The 23,431-nt window shown below is 67.3% G+C and carries 17 protein-coding genes and 1 pseudogene; 9 read left to right on the plus strand and 9 right to left on the minus strand.

The genetic code is table 11. The features are described 5' to 3' along the window. Window positions 1–232: 232 nt before the first annotated feature. Window positions 233–385: a hypothetical protein gene (locus ACFCV3_RS12620; RefSeq protein ID WP_376029458.1), complete on the minus strand. Its 153-nt coding sequence runs from the start codon at window positions 383–385 to the stop codon at window positions 233–235. A gap of 36 nt (window positions 386–421) precedes the next feature. On the opposite strand from ACFCV3_RS12620, the gene ACFCV3_RS12625 reads away from it, so the two are divergent. The 4 genes from ACFCV3_RS12625 to ACFCV3_RS12640 all read left to right on the plus strand — a co-directional run bounded on the left by ACFCV3_RS12625 (window position 422) and on the right by ACFCV3_RS12640 (window position 5,325). After that, window positions 422–2,563: a bifunctional polysaccharide deacetylase/glycosyltransferase family 2 protein gene (locus ACFCV3_RS12625; protein WP_376029460.1), complete on the plus strand. Its 2,142-nt coding sequence runs from the start codon at window positions 422–424 to the stop codon at window positions 2,561–2,563. A 111-nt stretch (window positions 2,564–2,674) separates the two neighbouring features. Continuing rightward, the gene (locus ACFCV3_RS12630; RefSeq protein WP_376029463.1) at window positions 2,675–3,613 is read left to right on the plus strand and encodes a zinc metalloprotease; all 939 of its coding nucleotides are present in this window, start codon (window positions 2,675–2,677) and stop codon (window positions 3,611–3,613) included. A 133-nt stretch (window positions 3,614–3,746) separates the two neighbouring features. Then, window positions 3,747–4,640, plus strand: coding sequence for a hypothetical protein (locus ACFCV3_RS12635; RefSeq protein ID WP_376029464.1), 894 nt, complete (start codon window positions 3,747–3,749; stop codon window positions 4,638–4,640). Between the two features lies 1 nt (window position 4,641). Beyond that, window positions 4,642–5,325, plus strand: a complete 684-nt coding sequence (locus ACFCV3_RS12640) for a class F sortase (RefSeq protein ID WP_376029466.1) — start codon at window positions 4,642–4,644, stop codon at window positions 5,323–5,325. A 35-nt stretch (window positions 5,326–5,360) separates the two neighbouring features. On the opposite strand, the gene ACFCV3_RS12645 is transcribed toward ACFCV3_RS12640, so the two are convergent. Next, on the minus strand, window positions 5,361–6,605 hold the full coding sequence (locus ACFCV3_RS12645) for a glycoside hydrolase family 18 protein (protein ID WP_376029468.1): 1,245 nt from the start codon (window positions 6,603–6,605) through the stop codon (window positions 5,361–5,363). A 163-nt stretch (window positions 6,606–6,768) separates the two neighbouring features. On the opposite strand from ACFCV3_RS12645, the pseudogene ACFCV3_RS12650 reads away from it, so the two are divergent. Further along, a pseudogene (locus ACFCV3_RS12650) lies at window positions 6,769–7,608 on the plus strand (epimerase); the annotation flags it as partial. On the opposite strand, the gene ACFCV3_RS12655 reads toward ACFCV3_RS12650, so the two are convergent. Then, window positions 7,605–8,255 (minus strand): UdgX family uracil-DNA binding protein, encoded by a 651-nt coding sequence (locus tag ACFCV3_RS12655; RefSeq protein ID WP_376029470.1) that lies wholly within the window; start codon window positions 8,253–8,255, stop codon window positions 7,605–7,607. The pseudogene ACFCV3_RS12650 and the gene ACFCV3_RS12655 overlap by 4 nt on opposite strands. A 301-nt stretch (window positions 8,256–8,556) precedes the next feature. On the opposite strand from ACFCV3_RS12655, the gene ACFCV3_RS12660 reads away from it, so the two are divergent. The 3 genes from ACFCV3_RS12660 to ACFCV3_RS12670 are packed head-to-tail and all read left to right on the plus strand — an operon-like array spanning window position 8,557 to window position 11,502. Beyond that, window positions 8,557–9,852 (plus strand): globin domain-containing protein, encoded by a 1,296-nt coding sequence (locus ACFCV3_RS12660; RefSeq protein WP_376029473.1) that lies wholly within the window; start codon window positions 8,557–8,559, stop codon window positions 9,850–9,852. After that, the gene (locus ACFCV3_RS12665) at window positions 9,800–10,270 is read left to right on the plus strand and encodes a hypothetical protein (protein ID WP_376029475.1); all 471 of its coding nucleotides are present in this window, start codon (window positions 9,800–9,802) and stop codon (window positions 10,268–10,270) included. Before ACFCV3_RS12660 ends, ACFCV3_RS12665 begins: the two co-directional genes overlap by 53 nt. Then, entirely contained in the window at window positions 10,267–11,502 is a 1,236-nt protein-coding gene (locus tag ACFCV3_RS12670) for a nitric oxide synthase oxygenase (protein ID WP_376029477.1), read from the plus strand. The genes ACFCV3_RS12665 and ACFCV3_RS12670 overlap by 4 nt, the downstream gene beginning before the upstream one ends. Window positions 11,503–11,738: 236 nt before the next feature. On the opposite strand, the gene ACFCV3_RS12675 is transcribed toward ACFCV3_RS12670, so the two are convergent. The 6 genes from ACFCV3_RS12675 to ACFCV3_RS12700 are packed head-to-tail and all read right to left on the minus strand — an operon-like array spanning window position 11,739 to window position 21,942. After that, on the minus strand, window positions 11,739–13,031 hold the full coding sequence (locus tag ACFCV3_RS12675; RefSeq protein WP_376029480.1) for a ricin-type beta-trefoil lectin domain protein: 1,293 nt from the start codon (window positions 13,029–13,031) through the stop codon (window positions 11,739–11,741). 25 nt (window positions 13,032–13,056) lie between these two features. After that, complete coding sequence (locus ACFCV3_RS12680; protein WP_376029482.1) at window positions 13,057–14,340, minus strand: ricin-type beta-trefoil lectin domain protein; 1,284 nt, start codon at window positions 14,338–14,340, stop codon at window positions 13,057–13,059. 11 nt (window positions 14,341–14,351) lie between these two features. Further along, on the minus strand, window positions 14,352–16,055 hold the full coding sequence (locus ACFCV3_RS12685; RefSeq protein WP_376029484.1) for a ThuA domain-containing protein: 1,704 nt from the start codon (window positions 16,053–16,055) through the stop codon (window positions 14,352–14,354). Between the two features lies 1 nt (window position 16,056). Next, the gene (locus tag ACFCV3_RS12690) at window positions 16,057–18,894 is read right to left on the minus strand and encodes a PQQ-dependent sugar dehydrogenase (RefSeq protein ID WP_376029486.1); all 2,838 of its coding nucleotides are present in this window, start codon (window positions 18,892–18,894) and stop codon (window positions 16,057–16,059) included. A 54-nt stretch (window positions 18,895–18,948) separates the two neighbouring features. Then, on the minus strand, window positions 18,949–20,451 hold the full coding sequence (locus ACFCV3_RS12695) for a non-reducing end alpha-L-arabinofuranosidase family hydrolase (RefSeq protein ID WP_376029487.1): 1,503 nt from the start codon (window positions 20,449–20,451) through the stop codon (window positions 18,949–18,951). 21 nt (window positions 20,452–20,472) lie between these two features. Next, window positions 20,473–21,942, minus strand: coding sequence for an endo-1,4-beta-xylanase (locus tag ACFCV3_RS12700; RefSeq protein WP_376029490.1), 1,470 nt, complete (start codon window positions 21,940–21,942; stop codon window positions 20,473–20,475). Between the two features lie 426 nt (window positions 21,943–22,368). On the opposite strand from ACFCV3_RS12700, the gene ACFCV3_RS12705 reads away from it, so the two are divergent. Further along, window positions 22,369–23,367, plus strand: coding sequence for a glycoside hydrolase family 5 protein (locus tag ACFCV3_RS12705; protein WP_376029492.1), 999 nt, complete (start codon window positions 22,369–22,371; stop codon window positions 23,365–23,367). Window positions 23,368–23,431: the final 64 nt, after the last annotated feature.

Raw genomic sequence — 23,431 nt, forward strand, 5'->3', positions numbered from 1 at the left:
TTGCGGTACCGGTTGTGGGGTACGTCGTTCTGCTGGTGAGCAGTTTGCTGGGTGGGCCGCGGGTGGATACGCCGCTGATTCCGTTGCCGGAGGCCGGTAGGCCGCAGCCTGCTCCTCGGGTTACGCCGCCGGCGACGAAGACCACTTCACCGGCAGTGCCCGAGGGCACTCGATCCAGCGTCCGGCCTGTTGCTGAGACGACGAGCGTGCCGGTGTCGACGCCGCCGCCGAGTCAGCGTCCGACCGCACCCGTGTCGAGCGGGCCGGTGGTGACACCGTCGGCCAGTGCCACTCCGACCACCACCACTGCAGGACCGTCCACCACTCCAGGACCGCCCAGCACTCCGGGATCGCCGACCACGACTCCACGGCACGGGAAGCCCACCGCGCCTCCCGGACGAACCAAGTCGCCCACGCAGCCGTGACGCGCGCCCGCCGAGCTCGCGCCCGCGATGTGCCGTTGCGGACGCATTGGGTCGTCCTGACGATCCTGCTGGTCACGCTGTCCGGTTCGTTGCTGCTGCACGGGTACACGCATCATCTCTTCGGCACTACGCCCGATGGCGCGGTGACCGCCGCGGGCCCGCACGACGCCGTACCGGCGGCTGTCGCTGCTGGTGGGCCGTTGATCGACGCCACGGCTGCCGCACCGCGCTCGGCGAAACCGAAGGCCAAGACGATCGCGCTGACCTTCGACGACGGCCCGGATCCGGTGTGGACCCCGAAGGTGCTGGATCTGCTGCGGGCGCACCGGGTCAAGGCGACGTTCTTCGTGATCGGCACCGAGGTCGTCGCCCATCCGGAGCTGGCACGCCGCATTGTTGCTGAAGGCCACCAAATCGGCGTGCACACCTTCACCCACGCGAATCTGGCCAGCGCGCCGGACTGGCGGCGGTCTCTCGAACTACGGCAGAGCCAGCTCATCCTGGCCGGCGCCACGGGCGTCAGTACGTCGTTGCTGCGGCCGCCGTACTCGTCCGAGGCCAATGCCCTCACCAACAGCGACTGGGCCGCGATCAAGCGGGCTCGTGATGCCGGCTATCTGACGGTGCTGACCACCCAGGACAGCGAGGACTGGCGTCGGCCGGGCACTGCTCGAGTGGTCGCCAACTCGACGCCGAAGGGTACCGCCGGACAGGTGCTGCTGATGCACGACGCGGGCGGTGATCGGACCCAGACGCTGGAAGCGCTGAAGCGACTGATCCCGGCACTCAAGGCCAGGCATTTCCGGTTCGCGACCGTGTCGGACACAGTCGGAATCTCACAGCCGGTCCACCCAGCGAGCAAGCTGGAACGCGGACGCGGGCTGGCGGTCATCGGCGCGATGCGACTCAGTGACGGCGCACTCGGCATCATCACCTGGCTTCTGTACGCCGCCGGCGCGCTCAGCGTGTTGCGCGCAATCACGACCGTGGTCGCGGCCAAGCGGCATGCCCGCGACCGTTACTCGTCGCGGGGTCAGCCGGTGACCGAACCGGTCTCGGTGATCGTGCCGGCCTACAACGAATCGGCCGGCATCGAGGCGGCGGTGCGATCGCTGATCGCCTCCGACCATCCGGTCGAGGTGATCGTGGTCGACGACGGTTCGAGCGATGGCACCGCCGACCTGGTGGAGTCGCTGCGCCTACCGGGCGTCCGCGTGATCCGGCAGCCGAACGCGGGTAAGCCGGCCGCGCTGAACACCGGGCTCCACGCCGCGTCGTACGAACTGGTCGTCATGGTGGACGGCGATACCGTCTTCGAGCCCGACGCGATCCGCATGCTGGTGCAGCCGTTCGCCGACCCTGCCGTCGGAGCCGTGTCCGGGAACGCGAAGGTCGGCAACCGTCAGGGTCTGCTGGGCCGATGGCAGCACATCGAGTACGTCGTCGGCTTCAACCTGGACCGCAGGTTGTTCGACCTGGCCGAGTGCATGCCTACCGTGCCTGGCGCGATCGGCGGCTTCCGGCGCAGCGCGCTCGAACGGATCGGAGGGCTCAGCGACGTCACGCTCGCGGAGGACACCGACCTGACGATGGCACTCTGCCGGGACGGCTGGCGAGTCGTGTACGAGGAACGCGCCCGGGCGTGGACCGAGGCACCGGCGAGTCTCGGAGCACTGTGGCGACAGCGGTACCGGTGGTGCTACGGGACGCTGCAGGCGATGTGGAAGCATCGCGGCGCCTGGGTGCAGCGCGGTCAGGCGGGCAAGCTGGGCCGGCGCGGACTGACCTACCTGCTGCTGTTCCAGGTACTGCTGCCCCTGCTCGCGCCTGTGGTGGACGTCTTCGCGCTCTACGGGCTGCTCTTCCTGAATCCGTGGCGGGTCGGCGTGGTCTGGGCCGGTTTCCTGGCGCTGCAGTTCGGCATGGGCCTGTATGCGTTTCGGCTGGACGGCGAGAAGGCCGGGCCGCTGTGGAGCCTCCCGCTGCAGCAGTTCGTGTATCGGCAGCTGATGTACCTGGTGGTCATCCAGTCGGTCTTCACAGCGCTCGCCGGGTCGCGGCTCCGGTGGCAGCGAATGGAGCGTTACGGGAGTCTCGGAGTCCCGCCGAAGGCCTCGGCGACCGAAGGATTTCCCTGAGTTTCCCGAATTTTCCGGCTGATCGCTTCCGCATCAGGGATTGGGATCGCAGTATTCCGGTCAACCGGCCGCCCGCCCAAAGCGGCCCGATCCCCGGAGGAGCGCACCCCCATGCGATCTCTCATCGCCCGTCCCCGCGCGCTGGCCGTCGTCCTGACCGGCGCGGCGCTGGCCTTCAGCCCGGTCACCGGCCAGGCGACGGCCAAGCTGCCGGCCGACGTGGTCAACGACTGCTTCGTGCCGCCGGCCAGCGCGTCCGCCAAGGGCGGTCGCGGCGCCGACACCCGCGAGGTCAGCGTGACCGAGCAGCGGGCCATCGACGCCCGGACCGCTCAGTTGCTGAAGGCAAAGGCCGCTCGTGGCATCGCTGTTCCGCAGGGTGCACTGGCCGCGGCCAATGTCCCGGTCTACGTGCACGTGATGCGTGACACCGCCGGCAACGGCGACGTGACCGACACGCAGATCGCGCAGCAGATCGACGTACTGAACAAGACGTTCGCGGGTCAGGAGTCATCGGCGGCGGCGAACACCGGCTTCACGTTCAACCTGGCCGGGACCTTCCGCTACAACAACAACAACTGGCACAAGGACAAGCAGAGCAGCACCTACCGCAAGCAGACCCGCAAGGGTGGCGCGAACGCGCTGAACATCTGGCTGGTCAACTTCTCCTACCTCGGCATCGCGACCTTCCCGTGGGACTACTCGCGCAACCCCGGGATCGACGGGATCCGGGTCCAGTACACGTCCCTGCCGGGCGGTAGCGCGACCAACTTCAACCTCGGTGAGACCGCGACCCACGAGGCCGGGCACTGGTTCGGGCTCTACCACACGTTCCAGGGCGGCTGCACGACCACGAACGACTCGGTCGGCGACACGCCCGCACAGAGCAGCTCGACCAGCGGCTGCCCGGAAGGCCGGGACTCCTGCTCGCTGCCGGGCCTGGACCCGATCCACAACTACATGGACTACTCCTACGACTCCTGCTACAACCAGTTCACCCCGGGCCAGAGCACCCGGATCAGTGACATGTGGACGGCATACCGCGCCTGACCAGTCACAGTCAGTGACCAGTTGATGGATTCGACCCCTCAATCGTTACCGTGAGTGGTTGTCTAGGGCAACGAAACGCGCATACTGCTACTGAGAGTTCCGATTGGTCCAGCGCGTGGAATCGAGGCCCAGCATGGTCACACTGTCAGTCAGTAGGTCCCGGCTGGGCAGCCTTGTCGCTGCCGCCGGGACCTTGTCGTTACTCGGCGGCGCTGCTGCCCTCGCGGTGCCGGCGGCCGCGTCGGTCACTCCGCCACTCGTTGCTACCGGCCCCCAAGCCCCGGGGAACAACGGCACGATCAAGATCGAGGGTGTCGACATCCAGAGCGGCCCGCCGGACAACAACCCGCACCAGGGGTGCACGTTCGTGGTCGAGTTCTACAACTACGACAAGGGAGACCTGTTCGCGACCGTGGACTTCGCGGATCAGGCACCGACCGCGGACGGCGGTCTGCAGGTGGAGTCCGGTGACCTGACACCCTTCATCGGCGACGATGAAGCCGGTGGTGGCAACGACCTGGACGCCAAGGAGACCTACACCCTGTCGTTCACGGGTGAGCCGCATCCGCAGCAGGGCTTCCACGTGAAGATCACCATCCACGCCGAGGGCTCGATCGGCGCGGACACCAAGCACAAGGTCTTCTGGGTCGAGGGCTGCAACCCGCCCACCACCCCTCCGACCACACCCCCGACCACCGTGCCCACAACAGCTCCCACCACTGTCCCGACGACAGCGCCGACGAAGCCCCCGAGCACGAAGCCCACCAAGGTTCCGACCACGGTTCCCCCCACCAAGCCGACCGGTGGACAGAGCTCGACCACCACCCGTCAGCCGGTGACGACGAGTTCGGACGAGCCGACCGCGGTCGTACCGACAGTGGTCGACGCGGGCATCGGTGGCGATCCGAGCGCGCCGAACAGCAGCCCGATCTCCTTGCTCGGCGGCGGTCTGCTCGTGGCCGGCGGGCTGATGCTGGCCGCCGGTGCGGCGATCGTCCTCCGACGTCGAGGCCGGCACAGTAGCTGACGTGACGAAAGGCCGGCATTGCGGTCGACCCGCTCCACTTCGATGGGGCGGGTCGATCGCCTTGGCCGGTACGGCGCTCGCCCTGGCCGGCGGCTACCTCCAGCTCGGCGACCGAGCCGGCGCAACCACACCGGAACCAACCTCGTCACCCGTGATGTACGACGAAAGCCCGCCACCCGCCCCCAAGCGCGTGACCCCAACCACCACCCGACCCAGCCCGGCGGCAACATCCCAGCCGCCGGCCGCCCGGCCGGGTAAACCCGTGCGGCTGTCCATTCCCCGGTTGCAGGTAGCGGCCGGCGTACTGGGAATCTCCACTCAGCAAGGTGAATTGATCCCACCGTCGAACCCGCGGAAGGTGGGGTGGTGGAACGATGGCGCCTTCCCGGGAGCGCGGCGCGGGTCGGCCGTCATCACCGGACACACGGTGCACGCCGGTGGAGGTGCGTTCGACAACCTGGAGAAACTTCGACCAGGCGACGTGGTGGGCGTGACCACGGCCAAGGGGCAGCTCGGCTATCGGGTCACGAGTGTGACGACGTACCGCAAGCAAGCCCTGGCGAAGAACGCGGCCCGCATCTTCGACCAGGCTGTGCCAGGCCGCCTGGTCCTGATCACCTGCGAGGACTGGACCGGCAAGGTCTATCTCAGCAACGTGGTGGTCATCGCCCAGCGAACCAGCTGACAGCGCCCGGGGCAGACGGGCGCTGTCAGGCCTGGTCAGCCGATGGTCTTGACGGCCGTGATCAGAGTGCCGCTCGCCGTGTCGCCGGAGAGCTCCCAGAAGAACGCGCCACCGAGGCCCTGACCGTTGGCATAGGTCATCTTGCTGCGGATGGTGGCCGGGGTGTCGTAACCCCACCACTGGCCGTTGCAGAACGCGTACGCCGTTCCGCCGACGGTCCCGTTGGACGGGCAGCGGGTCGAGATCAGCTTGTAGTCCTCGATCCCTGCCTCGTACTTGCCCGGCGCTGCACCGGTTGCACGCCCACCTGGCGCCGCTTGGGTGACGCCGGTCCAGCCGCGGCCGTAGAAGCCGATACCGAGCAGCAACTTCGAGGCCGGGATGCCCTTGCTCTTCAGCTTCTGGATCGCCGCGTCGCTGTGGAAGCCGGCCGTGGGGATGCCGTTGTACGACGTCAGTGGCGAGTGCGGCGCGGTCGGGCCCTGCGCGCTGAAGGCGCCGAAGTAGTCGTACGTCATCGGCATGATCCAGTCGAGCTTGCCGGCCGCCGCCGCGTAGTTGGTGGCATCGATCTTGCCGCCGTTGGTGCCGTCGGCGGTGATGGCCGCGGTGACGAGGGCCGAGGAGCCGAAGCGGTTGCGCAGTGCGGTGATCACGTTGTTGAACGCATTGGGACCACTCGTGTCACACGAGAGACCGCAGGCGTTCGGGTACTCCCAGTCGATGTCGATACCGTCGAACACATCGGCCCACCGCGGGTCCTCGACCAGGCGGTAGCAGGAGTCGGCGAAGGCGGCCGGGTTCTGCGCGGCCTGGGTGAAGCCGCCGGACCACGTCCAGCCTCCGAACGACCAGACGACCTTGATGTTCGGGTACTGGCGCTTGAGCTTCCGAAGCTGATTGAAGTTGCCGCGCAGCGCACCGGCATCCCAGGTGTCGGCGACACCGTCGACCGACCCGGCCGCGTCGTACGCCTTGTCGTAGGCGGCGTAGGCGTCACCCATCACACAGCGGCCGCCGGTGGTGTTGCCGAAGGCGTAGACGATGTTGGTGAGCTTGGCGGCCGATCCACTCGTCTTGATGTTCTTCACGTGGTAGTTGCGGTCGTAGACCCCCCACTCGGTGAAGTAGCCGACGACGCGCTTGGTGGCCGCCGGGGCGGCAGCGGACTGCTCACTCGGCTGGGCCTGAGGTGCGGCGGAAGCGCCGACGGCCGGTACCAGACCGGCCCCCAGCAGCGCGACCGCGGTCAGAACGGATGAGATGGGGCGGATTCTCATAGGGGTTCCTCCGGCTATGACAGGTGCGACTGCCCGCATCCTCCCCAGCACCGTAGGTTAAGAAACAAAAGTTCCTAAAGTAATTCATTCACCACCCAGCAGGGTCGGATGGTTAGGAGTTGAACACGTTCAATTCCACTGCTACGGTCGAGCCGTGAAGATCGTGATCCCCGGCGGGACCGGGCAAATCGGATCGTTGCTGACCAGGTACTTCGCGGCCCAGGGGCACGAGGTCGTCGTGATCGGCCGGTCGTCCGCGGTGCGGTGGGACGGGCGGACGCTCGGGCCCTGGGCGAAGGAGCTCGACGGCGCCGACGCGGTGATCAACCTGGCCGGCCGGAGCGTCAGCTGCCGCTACACCCCGGCGAACCTGCAGGTGATGATGGATTCCCGGGTCGACTCCGCGCGGGTCGTCGGCGAGGCGATCGCAGCCGCCGGTACGCCGCCGCGCGTGTGGCTGCAGATGAGTACGGCGACGATCTACGCACACACGTTCGGGCCTGCCCACGATGAGCACGGTGTGCTCGGCGGATACGAGCCCGGCGTACCGGCGTACTGGAAGTACAGCATCGACATCGCGACGGCCTGGGAGGCGGAGCAGGAGCTGGCCCGTACGCCGGAGACGCGGAAGGTCGCGTTGCGGACCGCGATCGTGATGTCGCCGGATCGTGGCGGGGCGTTCGACATGCTCCGGCGGATGGCGAAGCTCGGGCTCGGCGGGCCGATCGCGGGTGGCCGGCAGTACATGTCCTGGATCCACGAGACCGACCTCGCCCGCGCAGTGACCTTCCTCCTGGACAGCGAGCTCACCGGCCCGGTGAACCTGGCGGCACCGAACCCACTCCCCCAGCGCGACTTCGTCCGATCCCTCCGCCAAGCAGTCGGGATGCCGATCGGCCTGCCCGCGACCAAGTGGATGGCCGAGCTCGGCGCCCTCGTCCTGCGCTCCGACACCGAACTGCTGCTGAAGAGCCGCCGGGTCATCCCGGGCCGACTCACTCAAGCAGGCTTCACCTTCGACTTCCCGGAATGGCCGGCCGCGGCCAAGGACCTCGCCGAGCGGAGGTCGTCGACCAACAGGCCGAAGTCTCGGCGGTATTCCTCCGACCGCACCACCGCCGACGGATGAACCGTCGCCATGGCGGCGGTCCCGTCCGGCAGCTCCACGGGTTGCCCGCGGCGCTCGGTGACCTTGAACCCCGTGCCGAGCAGGGCGCGCGCGGCGACTGACCCCAGTACGACGACCAGGTCGGGCTTGACGATCTCCAGCTCCCGCGACAGCCACGGCGTACAGGCGACGATCTGGCTGACCGCCGGCGTCTTGTGGATCCGCCGCTTACCCCGCTCCTCGAAGCGGAAATGCTTGACCGTGTTGGTCAGGTAGACGGAGTCACGGTCGATCCCGGCCGCGCCGAGGGCCTTGTCGAGCAACCGCCCGGCCGGCCCGACGAACACCCGCCCCTCCTTGTCCTCGACATCCCCCGGCTGCTCGCCCACCAGCATCATCGACGCCTGCCGCGGGCCCTCCCCCGGCACGACCTGGATCGCGTTTTCCCACAGGTCACAGCCGCGGCAGTCCGGCAGGGCAGCGCGGAGTTTGGGCAGACCACCTCGCGCGGGAACCCATTCGTCGGCACCTGCAAACTTCATCTTCTTCCCGTACCCATGGGCCCAGTGGGCAAACTAGTTGCTTCTAGCAACGGTGGCGGCGAGGTCTAGCCAGTACCGGCCGGGCGGGTCTACGGTGGGCGCGCCGCGGCGGTGACGAGTGGTCTGCATCAAGCGTTTTGTTTGTGTACAAGGGGTTTTGCTCTGGTCCGATTTTCGAGACTATGGAGTCCGCACACCGACTCGGGGACTGATTGGGAGGGAACCCTTGTCACCACAGCAGCTGTCCGGGCCGTCCGTTGCTCTCGAGGAGCCGCCGTTCCGAGCCGGATAGCGACACCCGATGGACGCGTATGCCCTGCAACGCAGCTGGGACCGGGTCACCACCCACGGGGACCAGGTACCGCTGTACTTCTACTCGCACCTGTTCGTGTCTCATCCCGAGGTACGGGCGATGTTCCCGCTGTCGATGTCGAACCAGCGGGACAAGTTCGTCGGCGCGCTCGGGCGGATCGTCAGTCACGCCGACCAGATCGAGAAGGATGCCGCGTTCCTGCGGCATCTCGGTCGTGATCACCGCAAGTACGCCGTACTCGCGGAGCACTACGACGTCGTCGGCGCCTCGTTGTGCGCCACGCTGATGCACTTCCTCGGGCCCGAGTGGGACGAGGAACTCGCCGGGCACTGGACGGCGGCGTACCAGGTGGTTGCGCGCATCATGGTCGAGGCGGCGGAGATGTCGTCGGAGTCCAGCCCCGACTACTGGGAGGCCGACGTGGTGTCGGCCGAACGGCGGACGATGGACCTGACGCTGCTCACTGTTCGCCCGCGAAGCCCGTTCGCCTTCCGGCCGGGTCAGTCGGTGTCGATGGAGATCCCGCAACGCCCTCGGCAGTGGCGGTACTTCAGTCCGGCCAACGCTCCACGAGCTGACAACTCCATCGATCTGCATGTCCAGCAGATCGATGGCGGTCAGGTGAGCCCCGCGGTGGTGCGGTCGGTGAAGGCCGGTGACACCGTGAAGCTCGGGGCGCCGGTCGGCGAGCGGTTGACCTGGTGTGAAGGCGATCGGAGGGAGCTGCTGCTGGTCGCCGGCGGGACCGGCCTGGCGCCACTCCTCGCCGTTCTCGAACAGATCGACAACGAGTGGCAGCGCTCGGGGATCGGGCCGATGGTCCACCTGCTCCACGGCGTCCGGATGCCCTGGCATCTGTACGACCGCCCGCGGCTGCGGCAACTCGCCCAGCTCCGGCCGTGGTTCGACTACACGGAGGTCGTGTCCGACGACGCGTCCTATCCCGGCACTCGCGGCAAGGTCGGCACCGTCGCGGCGCGGCAGCTGCTGATCGGCCGGACCGCGATGGTGTGCGGCGGACCGCAGATGGTCGCGCACACGTTGGAGCAGCTGGCCGCCGCCGGGATGCAGCCCGAGCACATCCAGTACGAGCACTTCTACTATGCGGCCGCGGGCGAGCACGCCGCGGGTCAGGAGATACCCAGTGACGATGAGCAAGCACAGTCTCAGCCGCCACGCATCGGAGTACCAGACGCCCCGGGCGATCCGGGCCGCGGAGTTCCGGCGACGGATGCGCGGTCTCGACGCGGCCAGGGTCTACGGATACCTCGATCTGCTGGCTGATCAGGTCCAGACCGCCGAGCTGGAGCTCAACGACGCGCGCGCGAAGAACGAGCGGCTGCTCGCCGAGCTGCAGCGCGGGCGGGCCGAGCTCCAGCGTGTCCAGGCGGAGCTGGCTCACTACGAGGAGGCCGGCAACCGGGTGAACGAACAGGTCGTCCAGATGTTCAGCCAGGCGCAGCTGGTGGTCGAGGAGATGGTGCAGGACGTCAGCCGGGACACCCGCGAACGCATCGGCCAGGCGCGCGAGCACGAGCGCCGGATCGTCGCACAGGCCATGGATACTGCCGGCCAGCAGGTGCGGACCTACGCCCAGACAGCTCAGGCGCAGATGCAGTCGATCGTGGAGTCGTTCGCGAACGAGGTCAACCACCTCGCCGACACCCCACCACCCGGTACGCCGGGTGCCGCGGATCGATGAGCGTGGTTCGGATCTGGGCCGGCCGGCGCCGGGCGCCACGAGCCGGCCGGCTGGCCGCCCCCAGCCCCGGGCGAGTCCAGGCGCGCCCCAGACCCGTCGTGGAACCAGATGCCGATACTCAGGCGGTCCAGGCCGCCGCCGAGGAGTTCCTGCAGCTCTTCCACACCGAGAACCCCGGGATCATCGAGCCACGGCTCGCCGCAGTCAGGCGGGAGATCGACCTGACCGGCACCTACTGGCACACCGCCGAGGAGCTGGTCTTCGGTGCCCGGGTCGCCTGGCGCAACAACGCGCGCTGCATCGGACGGCTGTACTGGCAAAGCCTGCAGGTGCGCGACCTCCGGACAGTCGCGAAGGCCGGCGACGTTGCCGCGCATTGCTTCGACCACCTCCGCGTCGCCTACAACGGCGGCAAGATCCGCCCGATGATCAGCGTGTTCGCGCCGGAGACGCCAGGCCGCCCTGCACCGAGAATCTGGAGCGAGCAACTCGTCCGGTACGCCGGTTACCAGCAGCTCGACGGCCGGATCCTCGGAGACCCCCGCTACCGCACATTCACCACCGAACTCGTCCAGCGCGGCTGGCGACCACCCGCCTCGCCAGGAGACTTCGACGTACTCCCGCTAGTCGTGGAGACAGTTGACGAGGGGGTGCGGATGTTCGAGCTGCCGGGGTCGGCGGTGCAGGAGGTTCCGCTCGCGCACCCCGAGCTGCCGTGGTTCGCCGCGCTGGGACTGCGGTGGCACGCGGTGCCGGTGATCAGCAACAACCGGCTGATCATCGGCGGTGTCTCCTACCCGGCCGCGCCTTTCAACGGCTGGTACATGGGCACCGAGATCGGTGCCCGCAACCTCGGCGACAGCGACCGTTACGCACTGGTCCCCGAGATCGCGGAGCGGATGGGCCTCGACACGTCGACCGAGGCAACCCTGTGGCGCGACCGGGCGCTGGTCGAGCTCAATCGCGCCGTACTGCACTCGTTTCGTTCCCACGGCGTCAGCATCACCGACCACCACACCGAGTCGCGCCGCTTCCTGATCCACCTGGAGCGCGAAGAGCGAGCGGGCCGCACCTGCCCAGCCGACTGGACCTGGATCGTCCCACCGCTGTCCGGCTCACAGACCCCGGTCTTCCACCGTTACTACGACTCGGAAGACCAACTCCCCAACTTCGTCACCGACGCCGACGCCACCCGCCGAGGCCTGTACGGCGGTCCGCCTGCCTTCCGCTGACGACCCGCCGTACCGCAAGGGAGCACGGCGGCCCCCGCGCCGGTGGGACCGCCGTGCGTCTAGGGGGTGTCTCTTAAGTCCGCGCCGTAGCGAGCATGTGCCCGGCGCGGTGCATCGGTGCGCTGGAGGGGAGGCCTCGATGCTTTTCCATCGTGGCCTTTCCTCCAGTGCGGCGAGGTGCCGTGCCGGGTGCAGCGCAGTAGGCGTGGGCTTAAGAGACACCCCCTAGGGGGTGGTTAGGCCTTGGCCCAGCGTTGGTTGGGGGTGGAGGTGCAGGTTGAGACGGTGGCGGCTGCGCCGTTCGCAGTACCGCTGGCGGTCAGGCACAGGCCGCCTTGGGCGCTGGTGATGGTGCCGTTGTCGTTGACGTTCCATTGCTGATTGGCACCGCCGTTGCAGTCCCAGATCCGGGACGGGGTGCCACTGCCGGCGTTGATCGGCACCTCGAGGCATTTGCCCAGTACCTGCAGGGCTTGACCGTTGCGGGTGAACTGCTGGTTGGCGTTGGTGTGGCAGTCCCAGACGATGGTCGCGGTGCCGTTGGCGGAGTTCGCGGCGTTCACGTCGAGGCAGCGGCCGGCCGACTCGCTGCGGAGCCGGAAGGCGGTCGGGGTCGGGGTGGTGTCACCGGTGAAGAACTTCCAGACCTCGTTCTTCACCCAGCTCCTGGCGCCGCTCTCGCAGCCGGCGCAACCGTCGACCGGACCTTGCTGGTGACCACCGTCGAACGCGGCCCAGACCACCGGGTATCCGGCACGGCATCCTGAGTAGGTGGTGGTGATGTGGGTACGGCTGCCCCCGGCCGGCTCGGGCGGGTTCTGCGCCGTACAGCCGTTGTTCCGGACGAACCTGTCCCGCATCCCGCGTCCGGCGCCGATGTTGTCCGAGATGCCGTGGATCCCCATGTAGGCGAACGGTTGGGTACCGCCGCTGCAGCCGCTGATCCCACCGGGTGCGGCGATCGCCGCGACCGCACGGAACGTCGTTGCCCTGGCACAGGCGAGGGCGTAGCTCATCGCGCCGCCGTAGCTGAAGCCGAGGGCGAACCGCTGAGCCGTGTCGACGCAGAGGTCGTTCTCGATCCGGCGGATCATGTCGTCGGTGAAGGTGACGTCCTCACCGCCGGAGTTGCCCCAACCGTTGTTGAGGCCCTGCGGCGCAACGAAGATCGTGGTGTTGTTCGCCAGCGCCCGAAGGCCGTAGTGGGCGTAGACCTCGCCGTCGCTGCCGCCGCCGGCGACCTGCTGCATAGTGCCACCCAACCAGTGGTAGCCGAAGACCAATCGGTACTGCTGGTTGTTGTTGTAGTTGGCGGGAACGCTCAGGATGAAGCTGCGGTTCTTGCCGTTGCTCTGAATGGTGTGCGTGCCGCTCTGCAGCGTCGGCGCCTTGCCACAACCGGGAGACGCCGCGAGGGGAACGGCCTCCGCGGGTGCCGGCTTGGCTTCCGCCACGCCTGCGCCGCTGAGAACCAGCGCGGCGACGGCGAACGGTGCGAGCCAGCGGCGGACCAGATGTCTGTGCTTCATGAAGTGCTCCTGTTCTGTGCTGGGTTCATGAGCGGGTCCAGCGTTGGCTCGGGACATTGCCGCAGCTCGCGACGGTCGCGGCCGAGCCGTTGGCGGTTCCGTTGGCGGTCAGGCACAGACCGCCTTGGACGCTGGTGATGGTGCCGTTGTCGTTGACGTTCCATTGCTGATTGGCACCGCCGTTGCAGTCCCAGATCCGGGACGGAGTGCCACTGCCCGCATTGATCGGCACCTCAAGGCATTTGCCCAGCACCTGCAGGGCTTGACCGCTGCGGATGAACTGCTGATTGGCGTTGGCGTGGCAGTCCCAGACGATGGTCGCCGTACCGTTCGCCGAGTTCGCGCCGTTCACATCCAGGCAGCGCCCGGCCGCCTCGTTGCGCAACCGGAACGCCGTCGGAGTCGGGGTGGTGTTCCCGGTGAAGAAGTTCCAGACCTCTCCGGAGGTCCAGGTCCGCCAGCCCTCGCCACCACCGTCGATCGGACCAGGACCGTGGCCGCCGTCGAAGGCGGCCCAGACCACCGGGTATCCGGCACGGCAGCCCGAATAGGTGGTGGTGATGTGCGTGCGGCTGCCCGCCGCGGGTTCGCGCGGACTCTGCGCCGTACAGCCGTTGTTCCGGACGAACGTGTCGCGCAACGACCGTCCGGCGGAGATGTTCAGCACCGAGTCGTTGATGCCGTGAATCCCCATGTAGGCGATCGGTTGGGTCCCGCCGCTGCAGCCGCTCAGCTGCGCGCCGGAGTAGACGGCGACCGCACGGAAGGTCGTTGCCCGGGCGCAGGCGAGGGCGTAACTCATGCCGCCGCCGTAGCTGAAGCCGAGGGCGAAACGCTGGGCCGTGTCGACGCACAGGTCGTTCTCGATCCGGCGCATGATGTCGTCGGTCAGCGTGACGTCCTCGCCACCGGAATTGGCCCAGCCGTTGCCGATGCCTTGGGGTGCAACGAAGATCGCGCTGTTGTTCGCCAGCCGCCGTTGTCCGTAGTAGGACCAGTTGAAACCGTCGGTTCCGCCCGAGTCGACGTCATTGGCCGTGCCGCCGCGCCAGTGATAGCCGAAGATCAACCGGTACTGGGTGCTGCTGTTGTAGTTGTCGGGCAGCCTGAGGATGAAGGTGCGATTCTTCCCGCTGCTCTGGATGGTGTGCGTGCCGCTGGTCAGTGTCGGCGCCTTGCCGCAACCGGCGGATGCGGCAAGCGGGGCGGCCGCTTCGGGTGCCGGCTGGGCTTCGGCGGCGCCGGTACCGGCGAAGATCAGGGCCGCGGCGATGATCGGTGTCCACCAGCGGGCTGCGTGATTCGTCACTGACGGGCCCTTCATGGCCGGGTCCAGCGTTGGTTGGTGCCGCCGTGGCAGGTCCAGATGATGAGCTGGGTGCCGTTGGCCGTGCTGCCGCCGTTCGCGTCCAGGCACTTGTTCGACTGGGGGTTGACGAGAGCGCTGTTCGCGCCGGCCGTCCAGTTCTGCGCGCCGCTGCCGTTGCAGGTGGACAGTTGCACCTGCGCACCATTGGCCGTGCTGCCGCCGGCGACGGACATGCACTTGCCGAGGGCACGCAAGGTGTCGCCGGTGACCGTCCATTGCTGGTTGGTCCCGTTGGTGCAGGTCCAGAGCTGGATCTTGGTGCCGTCGGCCGTGCTGCCGCCGTTGACGTCGGCGCACTTTCCGCCCGGTCCGGTGATCGGCCCGGTGCGTGAGATCGGGCCACCGAGTTCCTTGATCCGGATGTTGCGGTACGACACGTCGTCGCCGGTGCCGTGGTTCTGGATGGCGATGTGGCCGGAGGTGAGCGAGCGCACCGGGTCGGTGTTGGTGAAGTCGTTGATCTTCACACCGTTGAGGAACACCTGCAGCCGCTCGCCTTCGACGAGCAGTTCGTAGGTGTTCCACTCCCCCGGCGGGTTCAGCGCGGCGTCGCGGGCGGCGATGTCCGCGGACTTGAACCCGTAGATCGCGCCGGTGGTCTTGTCAGCAGTGTCAGTGGCGTCGATCTGCACCTCGTGGCCTTGGCTGAGGGCGGTGCCCGGGTCACTGCCTGCCGGGAACCCGACGATCACTCCGGAGTTGTCGTCACCGGGCATCCGCCAGTCCAGCTTGAGCGAATACGAGCGGAACTCCTTGGCGCCGTACCAGAGCATGCCCATCCCGCCGGTGGAGGTCAGGGTGCCGTCGCTGTTGGTGAAGCTGCCTGGTCCGGACTGCGACCAGCCGGTGGTGGATCCGTTGTACAGCGAGGTGTAGCCGGTCTCCGGGCGGCAGTCCGCCTTCGTCCGGTTGGCGGCGTACCGGATGCCACCGAGGACCTGCGACCGGAAGGCTGGCTCGGCATAGCTGGCCTGGGTATGGCCATTGCCGGTGTAGAAGGATCGACCGGCCTGGACGTTCTTGCACCAGGTGATCGGATGATCGCCGCCCATCGACCCACCGGAGTACGTCGATTCGTCCAGCGTCGCGAGGACCTTGGCCGACGAGCGGGGGTTGGTGCGGAAGTTGTACCACTCATCGGTGCGGACCCAGGACTGGCCAAGATGCGCGGTCGCCGCGTGTGCCCGGCTCTCGATGCGCTCGGTCGCCTGCTGGATGGCCGGATGCGAGGCGAACTGCGCGCCCACCAGTTCGCCGTAGAACGGCCAGTCGTGTTCGGTGTCGGCGGCCGAATGGATGCCGACGTACCCGCCACCGCCTCGGATGTACGTCTCGAACGCACTCTGCTGGGTTGCGTTCAGAACGTCACCGGTGGTGTTGAGGAAGACCACCGTCTCGTACTGCGCCAGGTTCGTGGCGGTGAACGCGTTCGCGTCCTCGGTCGTGGCGACGGTGAAGCTGTTGGCCGCGCCAAGATCCCGGATCAGCTGAATGCCTTGCGGAATGGAGTCGTGCCGGAATCCAGCGGTCTTGGAGAACACCAGGACGTCGTACGGCGGATCGGCGGCGCCGGCCGGTGGGCCGGTGGTGACCGCGAGGACGGCGGCCGCCGTAACGGCCAGACCGAGCACGCGCCGACTGATGGACTTCCTCATCTCAACTCACCAAGCTTCCGGATGCAGGAACCCAGCGCTGGTTGGTGCCACCACCGCAGGTCCAGATGATCAATTGGGTGCCGTCGGCAGAGCTGGCTCCGTTGGCGTCGAGGCACTTGGTGCCGTTGCGGATCGTGCCGTCGGCCTGCACGGACCAGTTCTGCGCCGCGGATCCGTTGCAGGTGAGGAGCTGCACCGGGGTGCCGTCGGCGGTCGCGCCGCCGGTGACGTCCATGCACTTGCCGAGGGACTGGAAGGTGTTGCCGGTGCGGGTCCACTGCTGGTTGGCGCCGCCGTGGCAGGTCCACAACTGGAGTTTGGCGCCGTCCGTGGACGTGGCTCCGTTGACGTCGATGCACTTTCCGCCGATACCGGTGATCTGTCCGGCACCACTACCGGTCGACGTACCGAAGGTGAACGCGTCGACGTCGAACAGATAGCCCGTGCCGCTGCCGGCGAAGGTCAGGTAGAGCGTGCCAGTGCCGGCCGGGACATTGGTCAGCGTTGTCGCGACGTTGGTGAAGGTTTCCCAGCCACCGGTGTTCGGGATGGTCACTGTCCCGAGTACGGCGCCGGTCGGCGAACCGGTCCGCACCGACAACGTGCCGCCGGAGCCACCGGAGGAAACCCGAGCTGAGAACCGGGTCTCACCTGCGAGGTTGTAAGGCTGGAAGGCGATCCAGTCACCGTTGTGGATGTCGCCGACCGTCTTACCGCCTTCAGCGACCGCCTTGTCGTACGTGGCGGTGCCCGACTGGGTGCCGTAGTGCTCGGCCTGGCGGTGTCGGAGCTGCAGGACGTGCTGCGTATGGGTGGTCACCGGCGGCTGGCCGTTCGCACCCAGGTCGGTGTACTCGGCGTCGAAAACGCCGTACAGGTTGGCTGCGGTGTCGTGCTCACCGTCCGCCGGGATGGGCAGGGTGCCCGTGCAGCCGTTCCGGGACGTGATGAGGTGCGCGTGGCTGTCATGACCAACCAGGTAGCTCAGCTTGACCCGGCTGCAGTCGATCGTGCCGTCCTCCGGATCGGACACCGTGATCGTGTAGTTCTTGGTGTCCCCGAAGCTGAACAGGCTTCCGTTCGCGGGTGTCGTCAAGGTGACTGTCGGGGCGGTGTTGCCGACCGAGATGATCACGCTGGCATTGCCGGAGCGGCCGGCGGGATCGGTCACGGTGAGCGTGGCCGTGTACTGGCCGTTCGTGGTGTAGGTGTGGCTCGGGTTCGGCGCGGTGGAGGTGCTGCCGTCGCCGAAGTTCCAGGCGTAGGTCAGGGCACCGCCCTCGGGATCCGTGGAGCCGGCCGAAGAGAACGTCACGGCGAGCGGCGCGGATCCGGACGTGCGGTTGGCGGCGGCCCGCGCGACCGGCGCCTGGTTACCGGCCGGGTTGTACTCGATGCGGTAGAGCGCCGAGCTCGCGTCACCGCTCCCCCAGCCGGTCCCGTAGTCGAGGACGTACAACGCGCCGTCCGGGCCGAAGGCCGAGTCCATGACTTGGGTTCCACGCCACGGGAACGGGTTGATCTGGCCGGCCGAGCCGTCGGAGTTCACGTCGATGACCTTGATCCAGCGCCGGCCGAACTCACCGGCAAAGACGTGGCCGTCCAGGGCCGGCGGGAACTTGACCGACGACGGGTTCGCTGCATCGTATCGATAAACCGGTGCACTCATCGGGGACTCGGACCCGCAGCCGAACGCCGCGAGCGAACAGTTGTCGTACTTGATCCAGGCCGGTCGCGCGGCGGGCAGGTTGGTCAGGCCGGTGTTGTTCAGCGAGTTGTTGACCGGTGCGGCACAGTTGAACCGCGCCCCCGACGGCCCGGACGGGAACGTGTAGTCCACGTAGGTTTCGCTGGTGGTGTTGCTGCCGGTGCAGTAGGGCCACCCGTAGTTCCCGGCGGAGGTGATCCGGTTGAACTCGACCTGTCCGGCCGGGCCCCGGCTCGAACTCGTCGTACCGGCGTCCGGTCCGTAGTCGCCGAGGTAGACCACGCCCGTGGCCTTGTCCACGTTCATCCGGAACGGGTTCCGGAAGCCCATCGCGTAGATCTCCGGGCGGGTCCGTGCGGTGCCCGGCGCGAACAGGTTGCCGGCCGGGATCGAGTACGTCCCGTTGGCGTTCACCTTGATCCGCAGGACTTTGCCGCGCAGGTCGTTGGTGTTCCCCGAACTGCGCTGCGCGTCGAACGCGGGGTTGCGGTTGGCGCTCTCGTCGATCGGGGTGTAGCCGCTCGAGGCGAACGGATTCGAGTCGTCGCCGGTGGACAGGTACAGGTTGCCTGCGGCATCGAAATCGATGTCGCCGCCGACATGGCAGCACATCCCGCGGCTGGTCGCCACGTCGAGCACGGTCACCTGGCTGGCCGTGTTCAGGGTGAAGTCGGCGTTCAGGGTGAAGCGCGACAACCGGTTGACGCCGTTCCACACCGAGAAGTTGGTCCCGTTGTCCGGGGCGTCACCGCCCGGTGTGGACAGCGGTGGCGAGTAGTAGAGGTAGATGAAGCGGTTGGTGGCGAAGTTCGGGTCGGCCGCGATGCCCTGCAGACCCTCCTCGTCGTGCGAGTAGACGGGCACCGAGCCGATCACATTGGTCGACCCGGCGGCCGTCGTACGGCGTAGTGTCCCGTTGCGGGCGGTGTGCAGGACCGAACGGTCCGGCAGTACCGCCAGCGACATCGGTTCGCCCATTTCGGCCACCCCACGCGCCAGCTCGACCTGCTGGAAATCGGCGGGGTTGACCGCATGCGCCGCGGCTTCGGGCGCCGAGGTGATCACGTTCGCCGTCGTACCGGCGGCTATCAGGAGGGCGGCGGAGATCGCCGCTCTGAGTTTGAATCGCATAGCAGGTCACACCCTTTTGATCTGAGTCAGGCGGGAGCGGGGGTGGTCAGCAGGTCAGCAGGCCGAGTTCGTCTGCGTGAGCAGGCCCATCCGCCAGGGCAACTTGAGATAGTCGCCGCCGGCACCGGGGTCCTGACCCTGGTAGACGAACTGCAGGTTGCAGGGATTGATCGTCAGCGTCTGGTCGTTACTGGCCCGGATCAGCTCGCCGTGACTGATGTCCTGCGTCCACGCACCATTGGGGAACGTGACGTTGTTCCGGCCGGCGAAGGGCTGGCTTTCGGTTGCGGCCAACGGCGTCCAGTTGCCGGTCAGGCTGGTGGACGTGAAGGACCGGAAGTACCGCCGGCCGGTGCCGCCGATCGCCTCCTGCATCAGCAGGTACTGATTGGACCCGGCCACCTTGTACACGTTGGTCGCCTCGAACAGGGCGAACTTGGAGTCCGACAGCACGATCTGGGTGTTGCCGAACCCGTTCGGGTAGTTGGCCAGGGTGGTCTGGGCGCGGTAGATGTGACCGTTGTCGTCGCTGAAGAACAGGAAGCAGTTCGCGGTGTCACAGATGACCCAGAAGTCGATCCAGGTCCCGTCGCCCTTGTTCTGCCGGACGATCTCGGGCTCCTGCGCGATGAACGTCTTCGGCGCCGACCACGACCGCGGATCGGCCGGGTTGGTGCTGGTCGAGTACGTCGGCGGCGCGGTCTGGTACACCAGATACCAGAGGTTCTGTGGCGCGAAGTGGAACAGCTGCGGCGCGGCCCGGTAGCCCGGCCCGATCGCTGATGCCGTGTCCAGGTAGGTGTGCGGCGCGGCGGCCGCCTGTGACCAGTCGCTGAAGTTGAAGTTCACCAGACCCCAACCGTTCGCCCCGGCCGTCGTTGCGTAGATCAGCCACTGGTTGTTGTGGCGGACCACCGAGAAGTCCTTGACCGAGTACCGATTGGGATGCTGCGCATCGGCCTTCGGCCCGGCGAGCACTCCGCTGGACGACCACTGGAAGGTGGACGGCAGCGGACCGCTGGGGTTGCTGTCCAGGCGAACCAGCTGCCACTGCTGATGGGTTGCACCGCTGTCGGAACGCTGCACGAGCCCGGTCCCGTTCACGGTCGAACCATTCGGGATCTCGAGTGCCTTGTTGCTGTTGCGATTGATCAGTCGCACGTTGCCGTCGGGCGAGTCGGCCAGCCGGAACTGCTGGTTCCCGCCGTTGTGTTCGGTCCACTGCACGATCGCGGCGCCGTCGGCGGTCGAGGCGTTGAAGACATCCAGCGCCTTGGTCGAGTGCCGTGCCCGCAGCCGGTAGTACCCACCACCGGAATCCACGAACTGGAACTGCTGGTTGGTGCCGTCGTGCCGCGTCCATTGCTGAGCCGCGGCACCGTCGGCGGTGCTCGCGCCGGAGATGTCCAAGGCCTTGCCACTCGCTCGGTTCACCAGGACGTACCAAGCGCTCGGATCCACAGTGGCTGCGTGGGCCGGGACCGCACCGACGGCTGCCACCAGGCCGGCCACCAGTGCTAGCACCATTGCCAGCGCCGTCGAGCGGGGTCTCTTCATCCGATACATATCGGTCTCCTCCTAGAGGCGCTGGAGCTGGAAGCGCTGGTTGGCGTTGCCGCTGTAGTTCCACTGCGAGATGCGTGCACCATCGGCGGTCGACGCCGCCCACACGTCCAGGGCCAGGCCGCTCATCCGGTTGACCAGACTGACCACCCCGTTGCCGTGATCGGTGGCCTGCCATTGCTGAGCCGCGGCGTTCGTGTCCGGCTGCTGTGTCACATCAGCCCCGGTCCCTGACCCGGACACCTGCAGGACGAGACCGCTGTGCCGCGCCCGGATCCGGTAGTAGCCACCGCCGGCGTCGAGGAAGTCGAACTGCTGGTTGGTTCCACCACTGGCCGCCCATTGCTGCAGTCCGGCGCCCGCGGCAGTGGAGGCGTTGGCGATGTCGGCGGCCTTGTTGCTGTGCTGAGCCACCAGCCGGTAGTTGACGCCGACCTGGATCGGGCTGCCGGTCGGCGTGCCATTCAGTACCGTGAGGACGGCGTCGTACGCCTGCTTCTTGTTGCCGTTCCGGTCGAACAGCAACGGGTTCTCGCTCCCGCGCCACGAGTCGCTGTCCCGCACGCCCCACGTGGTGATGCCGGTGCACCGCGCGACGTTCATGCACGCCCGGACGGTGTTGGCGTAAGCGGTCGGTGAGGCCTGGGCGATGTCGAGTTCAGTGAGCTGTACGTCGACGCCCAGGGCGGCGAAGTTCGCCACCGTGGTCTGAAACGAGCCGGGCGCACCCCCGCTGCCGAAGTGGGCCTGCAGACCGACACAGTCGATCGGTACACCGCGAGCCTTGAAGTCGCGGACCAGCCGGTAGACACCCTGGGTCTTGGCCGCGTTCCAGTCCTCGATGTTGTAGTCGTTGTAGCAGAGCTTGGCGGCGGGATCCGCGGTACGGGCGGTCCGGAACGCCTCCTCGATGAACCCGGTGCCTAGGACGTTGCGGAACACAGAGGAACGAAGCGCGCCACTCCCGCCGTCCTCGAAGGCCTCGTTCACCACGTCCCAGGAATGGATCTGGCCGCGGTACCGTCCGGCCACCTGGTTGATGTGGTTGTTCATCACGCTGCGCAGGGTGTTCGCGTCCCCGATGGCCTTGACCCAGTCGGGCAGCTGCGAGTGCCAGACCAGCGTGTGCCCACGCAACTGCTTGCCCTGGCTGCGGGCGTGGTTGGCGATCCGGTCGGCCGAACCGAAGGTGAAGTTGTTGCGGGACGGCTCGGTGTGGTCCCACTTCATCTCGTTCTCGGCGGTGATCGAGTTGAACTCGCGGTTGAGGATCGTCGTGTACTGCGAGTCGCCCAGCTTCCCGCCGGCGACCGCGGCCCCGAAGTACCGGCCGGACTGCGCTGCCGCGGCCCCGAGGGTGGTGGCGGCTTCGACGTTGGCGGCCGCGTTGGGAACGAGCGCGAACGCGGTGGTGGCAGCGAGCGCGCCGGCCGCGAGGCGGAGCAGTGGCCGACGCCATCGGGTGGAATCGATCTGCGGTTTCATACTTCCTCCTTGGTCAGTGAGGGCGTACGGTGCTGACGGGAGCGCTCCCACGCTCGGCCGGCAGAAAGTCAGGACGTCAGCGGCGAAGCATGATCAGTCCTGTGCTGGAGGCGAGAGCGTGCGGCCGGCGGCGAGTGCGCCGGTAGCAGCGGTGGGCGGTTGAACCATGGGGACCCCCGGGGCGGTGGGTGTCGATCCGATCCGATCAGTTGCAGACCGTACGGGACAGATCACAGACTGCGCAATGCTTCAGTCTCATTCAGTTTCCTACTTGAATGATTCAGTCTCATCGAGGCCGATGTTCGGATCTGAACGATCGCGCCCATCTGTGATCGCCGGATGGACACCGCCCGGTGCGAGGCCGATATTTCTTGCACATCGCATCCCCTCAACCCGCTCAGAAGGGGCGAGAACATGATCCGAAGAATGCTGAATCTCCTGGTGGTGACAGCACTCGGGCTCACTGGTGTGGTCGCCACCTCGGCACCGGCGAGCGCCGCCACCAACCAGTTCCGCGGCATGAACTGGGCTGTCCTGGGTGACAACTTCAGTCGCAGTCCGCTCGTCATCTCCGGCCTGAGTTCGACCGACAGCAATGCGACCGTGCGGGCCAAGGCCAACGCCCTGTACGACGACATGGCGGCGATCGGGGTGAACGCCGTACGGCTGCCGATCAACACGCACACCGTCGGCACCGCCTGGTGGGAGGCCTACCGGGGTGCCGTCGACGCGGCGACCGCGCGCGGCTTCAAGGTCATCCTCGCCTACTGGGAGGACGGTGCCGCGTCAGGCGGCAAGGTGACGAACTACGCCGCCTGGAACACGATGTGGTCGCGTGTGACCAGCACCTACGGTTCCAACACAGGAGTCTACTTCGAGCCGATGAACGAGCCGCACGGCTACAGCTCGGCGGATTGGCGAAATGTCGCTGCCGAGTGGCTCAGGTATCACTACTCGGCCGTGCCCAGCCGGGTGCTCATCGGCGGGACCGGTTTCAGCCAGGATCTGCGCGACATCTGCAACGACAGCCGCTTCAACGGCACGCTGATGTCGTTCCACACCTACACCTTCTTCACCGGCCCGATGACGTACGACGGCTGGCGCAGCCACATGCAGACGCGGCTGGGTAATTGCGCCTCGCGCGCGGTGATGACCGAATACGGATCGCCGATGTCCAACGGACTCAACTACGCCAATGCGTCCAGCACCGACAATTTCGTCCGCTATCTGCGCGCCGCCACCCAGGTGATGCGTGACAACCAGATGGGCGGCACTTACTGGCCCGCACTGGGCGGCAAGCGCACCGACGGCGGCGGTTACGACTGGTACTCGATGTTCGCCCTGAGTGGCAGCGGCACCAACCTCAACCTGGCCGTCCGAAATCCCTCCGGCCGCGACCGAATCAGGTACGGCTGGGGTTTGTAAAAGGACAGCACGACATCAGATCAAGGGCAGGTCGGCGAGAGCCGATCTGCCCTTTCGGTTTCGC

Source organism: Kribbella sp. NPDC056345, assembly GCF_042262745.1.
Classification (GTDB): domain Bacteria; phylum Actinomycetota; class Actinomycetes; order Propionibacteriales; family Kribbellaceae; genus Kribbella.

Coding starts and splice junctions, on each gene's coding strand:
- ACFCV3_RS12705 (WP_376029492.1), top strand. CDS start 22,369: ATGCTGAATCTCCTGGTGGTGACAGCACTCGGGCTCACTGGTGTGGTC.
- ACFCV3_RS12635 (WP_376029464.1), top strand. CDS start 3,747: ATGGTCACACTGTCAGTCAGTAGGTCCCGGCTGGGCAGCCTTGTCGCT.
- ACFCV3_RS12655 (WP_376029470.1), bottom strand. CDS start 8,255: ATGAAGTTTGCAGGTGCCGACGAATGGGTTCCCGCGCGAGGTGGTCTG.
- ACFCV3_RS12690 (WP_376029486.1), bottom strand. CDS start 18,894: ATGCGATTCAAACTCAGAGCGGCGATCTCCGCCGCCCTCCTGATAGCC.
- ACFCV3_RS12630 (WP_376029463.1), top strand. CDS start 2,675: ATGCGATCTCTCATCGCCCGTCCCCGCGCGCTGGCCGTCGTCCTGACC.
- ACFCV3_RS12685 (WP_376029484.1), bottom strand. CDS start 16,055: ATGAGGAAGTCCATCAGTCGGCGCGTGCTCGGTCTGGCCGTTACGGCG.
- ACFCV3_RS12645 (WP_376029468.1), bottom strand. CDS start 6,605: ATGAGAATCCGCCCCATCTCATCCGTTCTGACCGCGGTCGCGCTGCTG.
- ACFCV3_RS12675 (WP_376029480.1), bottom strand. CDS start 13,031: ATGAAGCACAGACATCTGGTCCGCCGCTGGCTCGCACCGTTCGCCGTC.
- ACFCV3_RS12670 (WP_376029477.1), top strand. CDS start 10,267: ATGAGCGTGGTTCGGATCTGGGCCGGCCGGCGCCGGGCGCCACGAGCC.
- ACFCV3_RS12660 (WP_376029473.1), top strand. CDS start 8,557: ATGGACGCGTATGCCCTGCAACGCAGCTGGGACCGGGTCACCACCCAC.
- ACFCV3_RS12700 (WP_376029490.1), bottom strand. CDS start 21,942: ATGAAACCGCAGATCGATTCCACCCGATGGCGTCGGCCACTGCTCCGC.
- ACFCV3_RS12665 (WP_376029475.1), top strand. CDS start 9,800: ATGCGCGGTCTCGACGCGGCCAGGGTCTACGGATACCTCGATCTGCTG.
- ACFCV3_RS12695 (WP_376029487.1), bottom strand. CDS start 20,451: ATGAAGAGACCCCGCTCGACGGCGCTGGCAATGGTGCTAGCACTGGTG.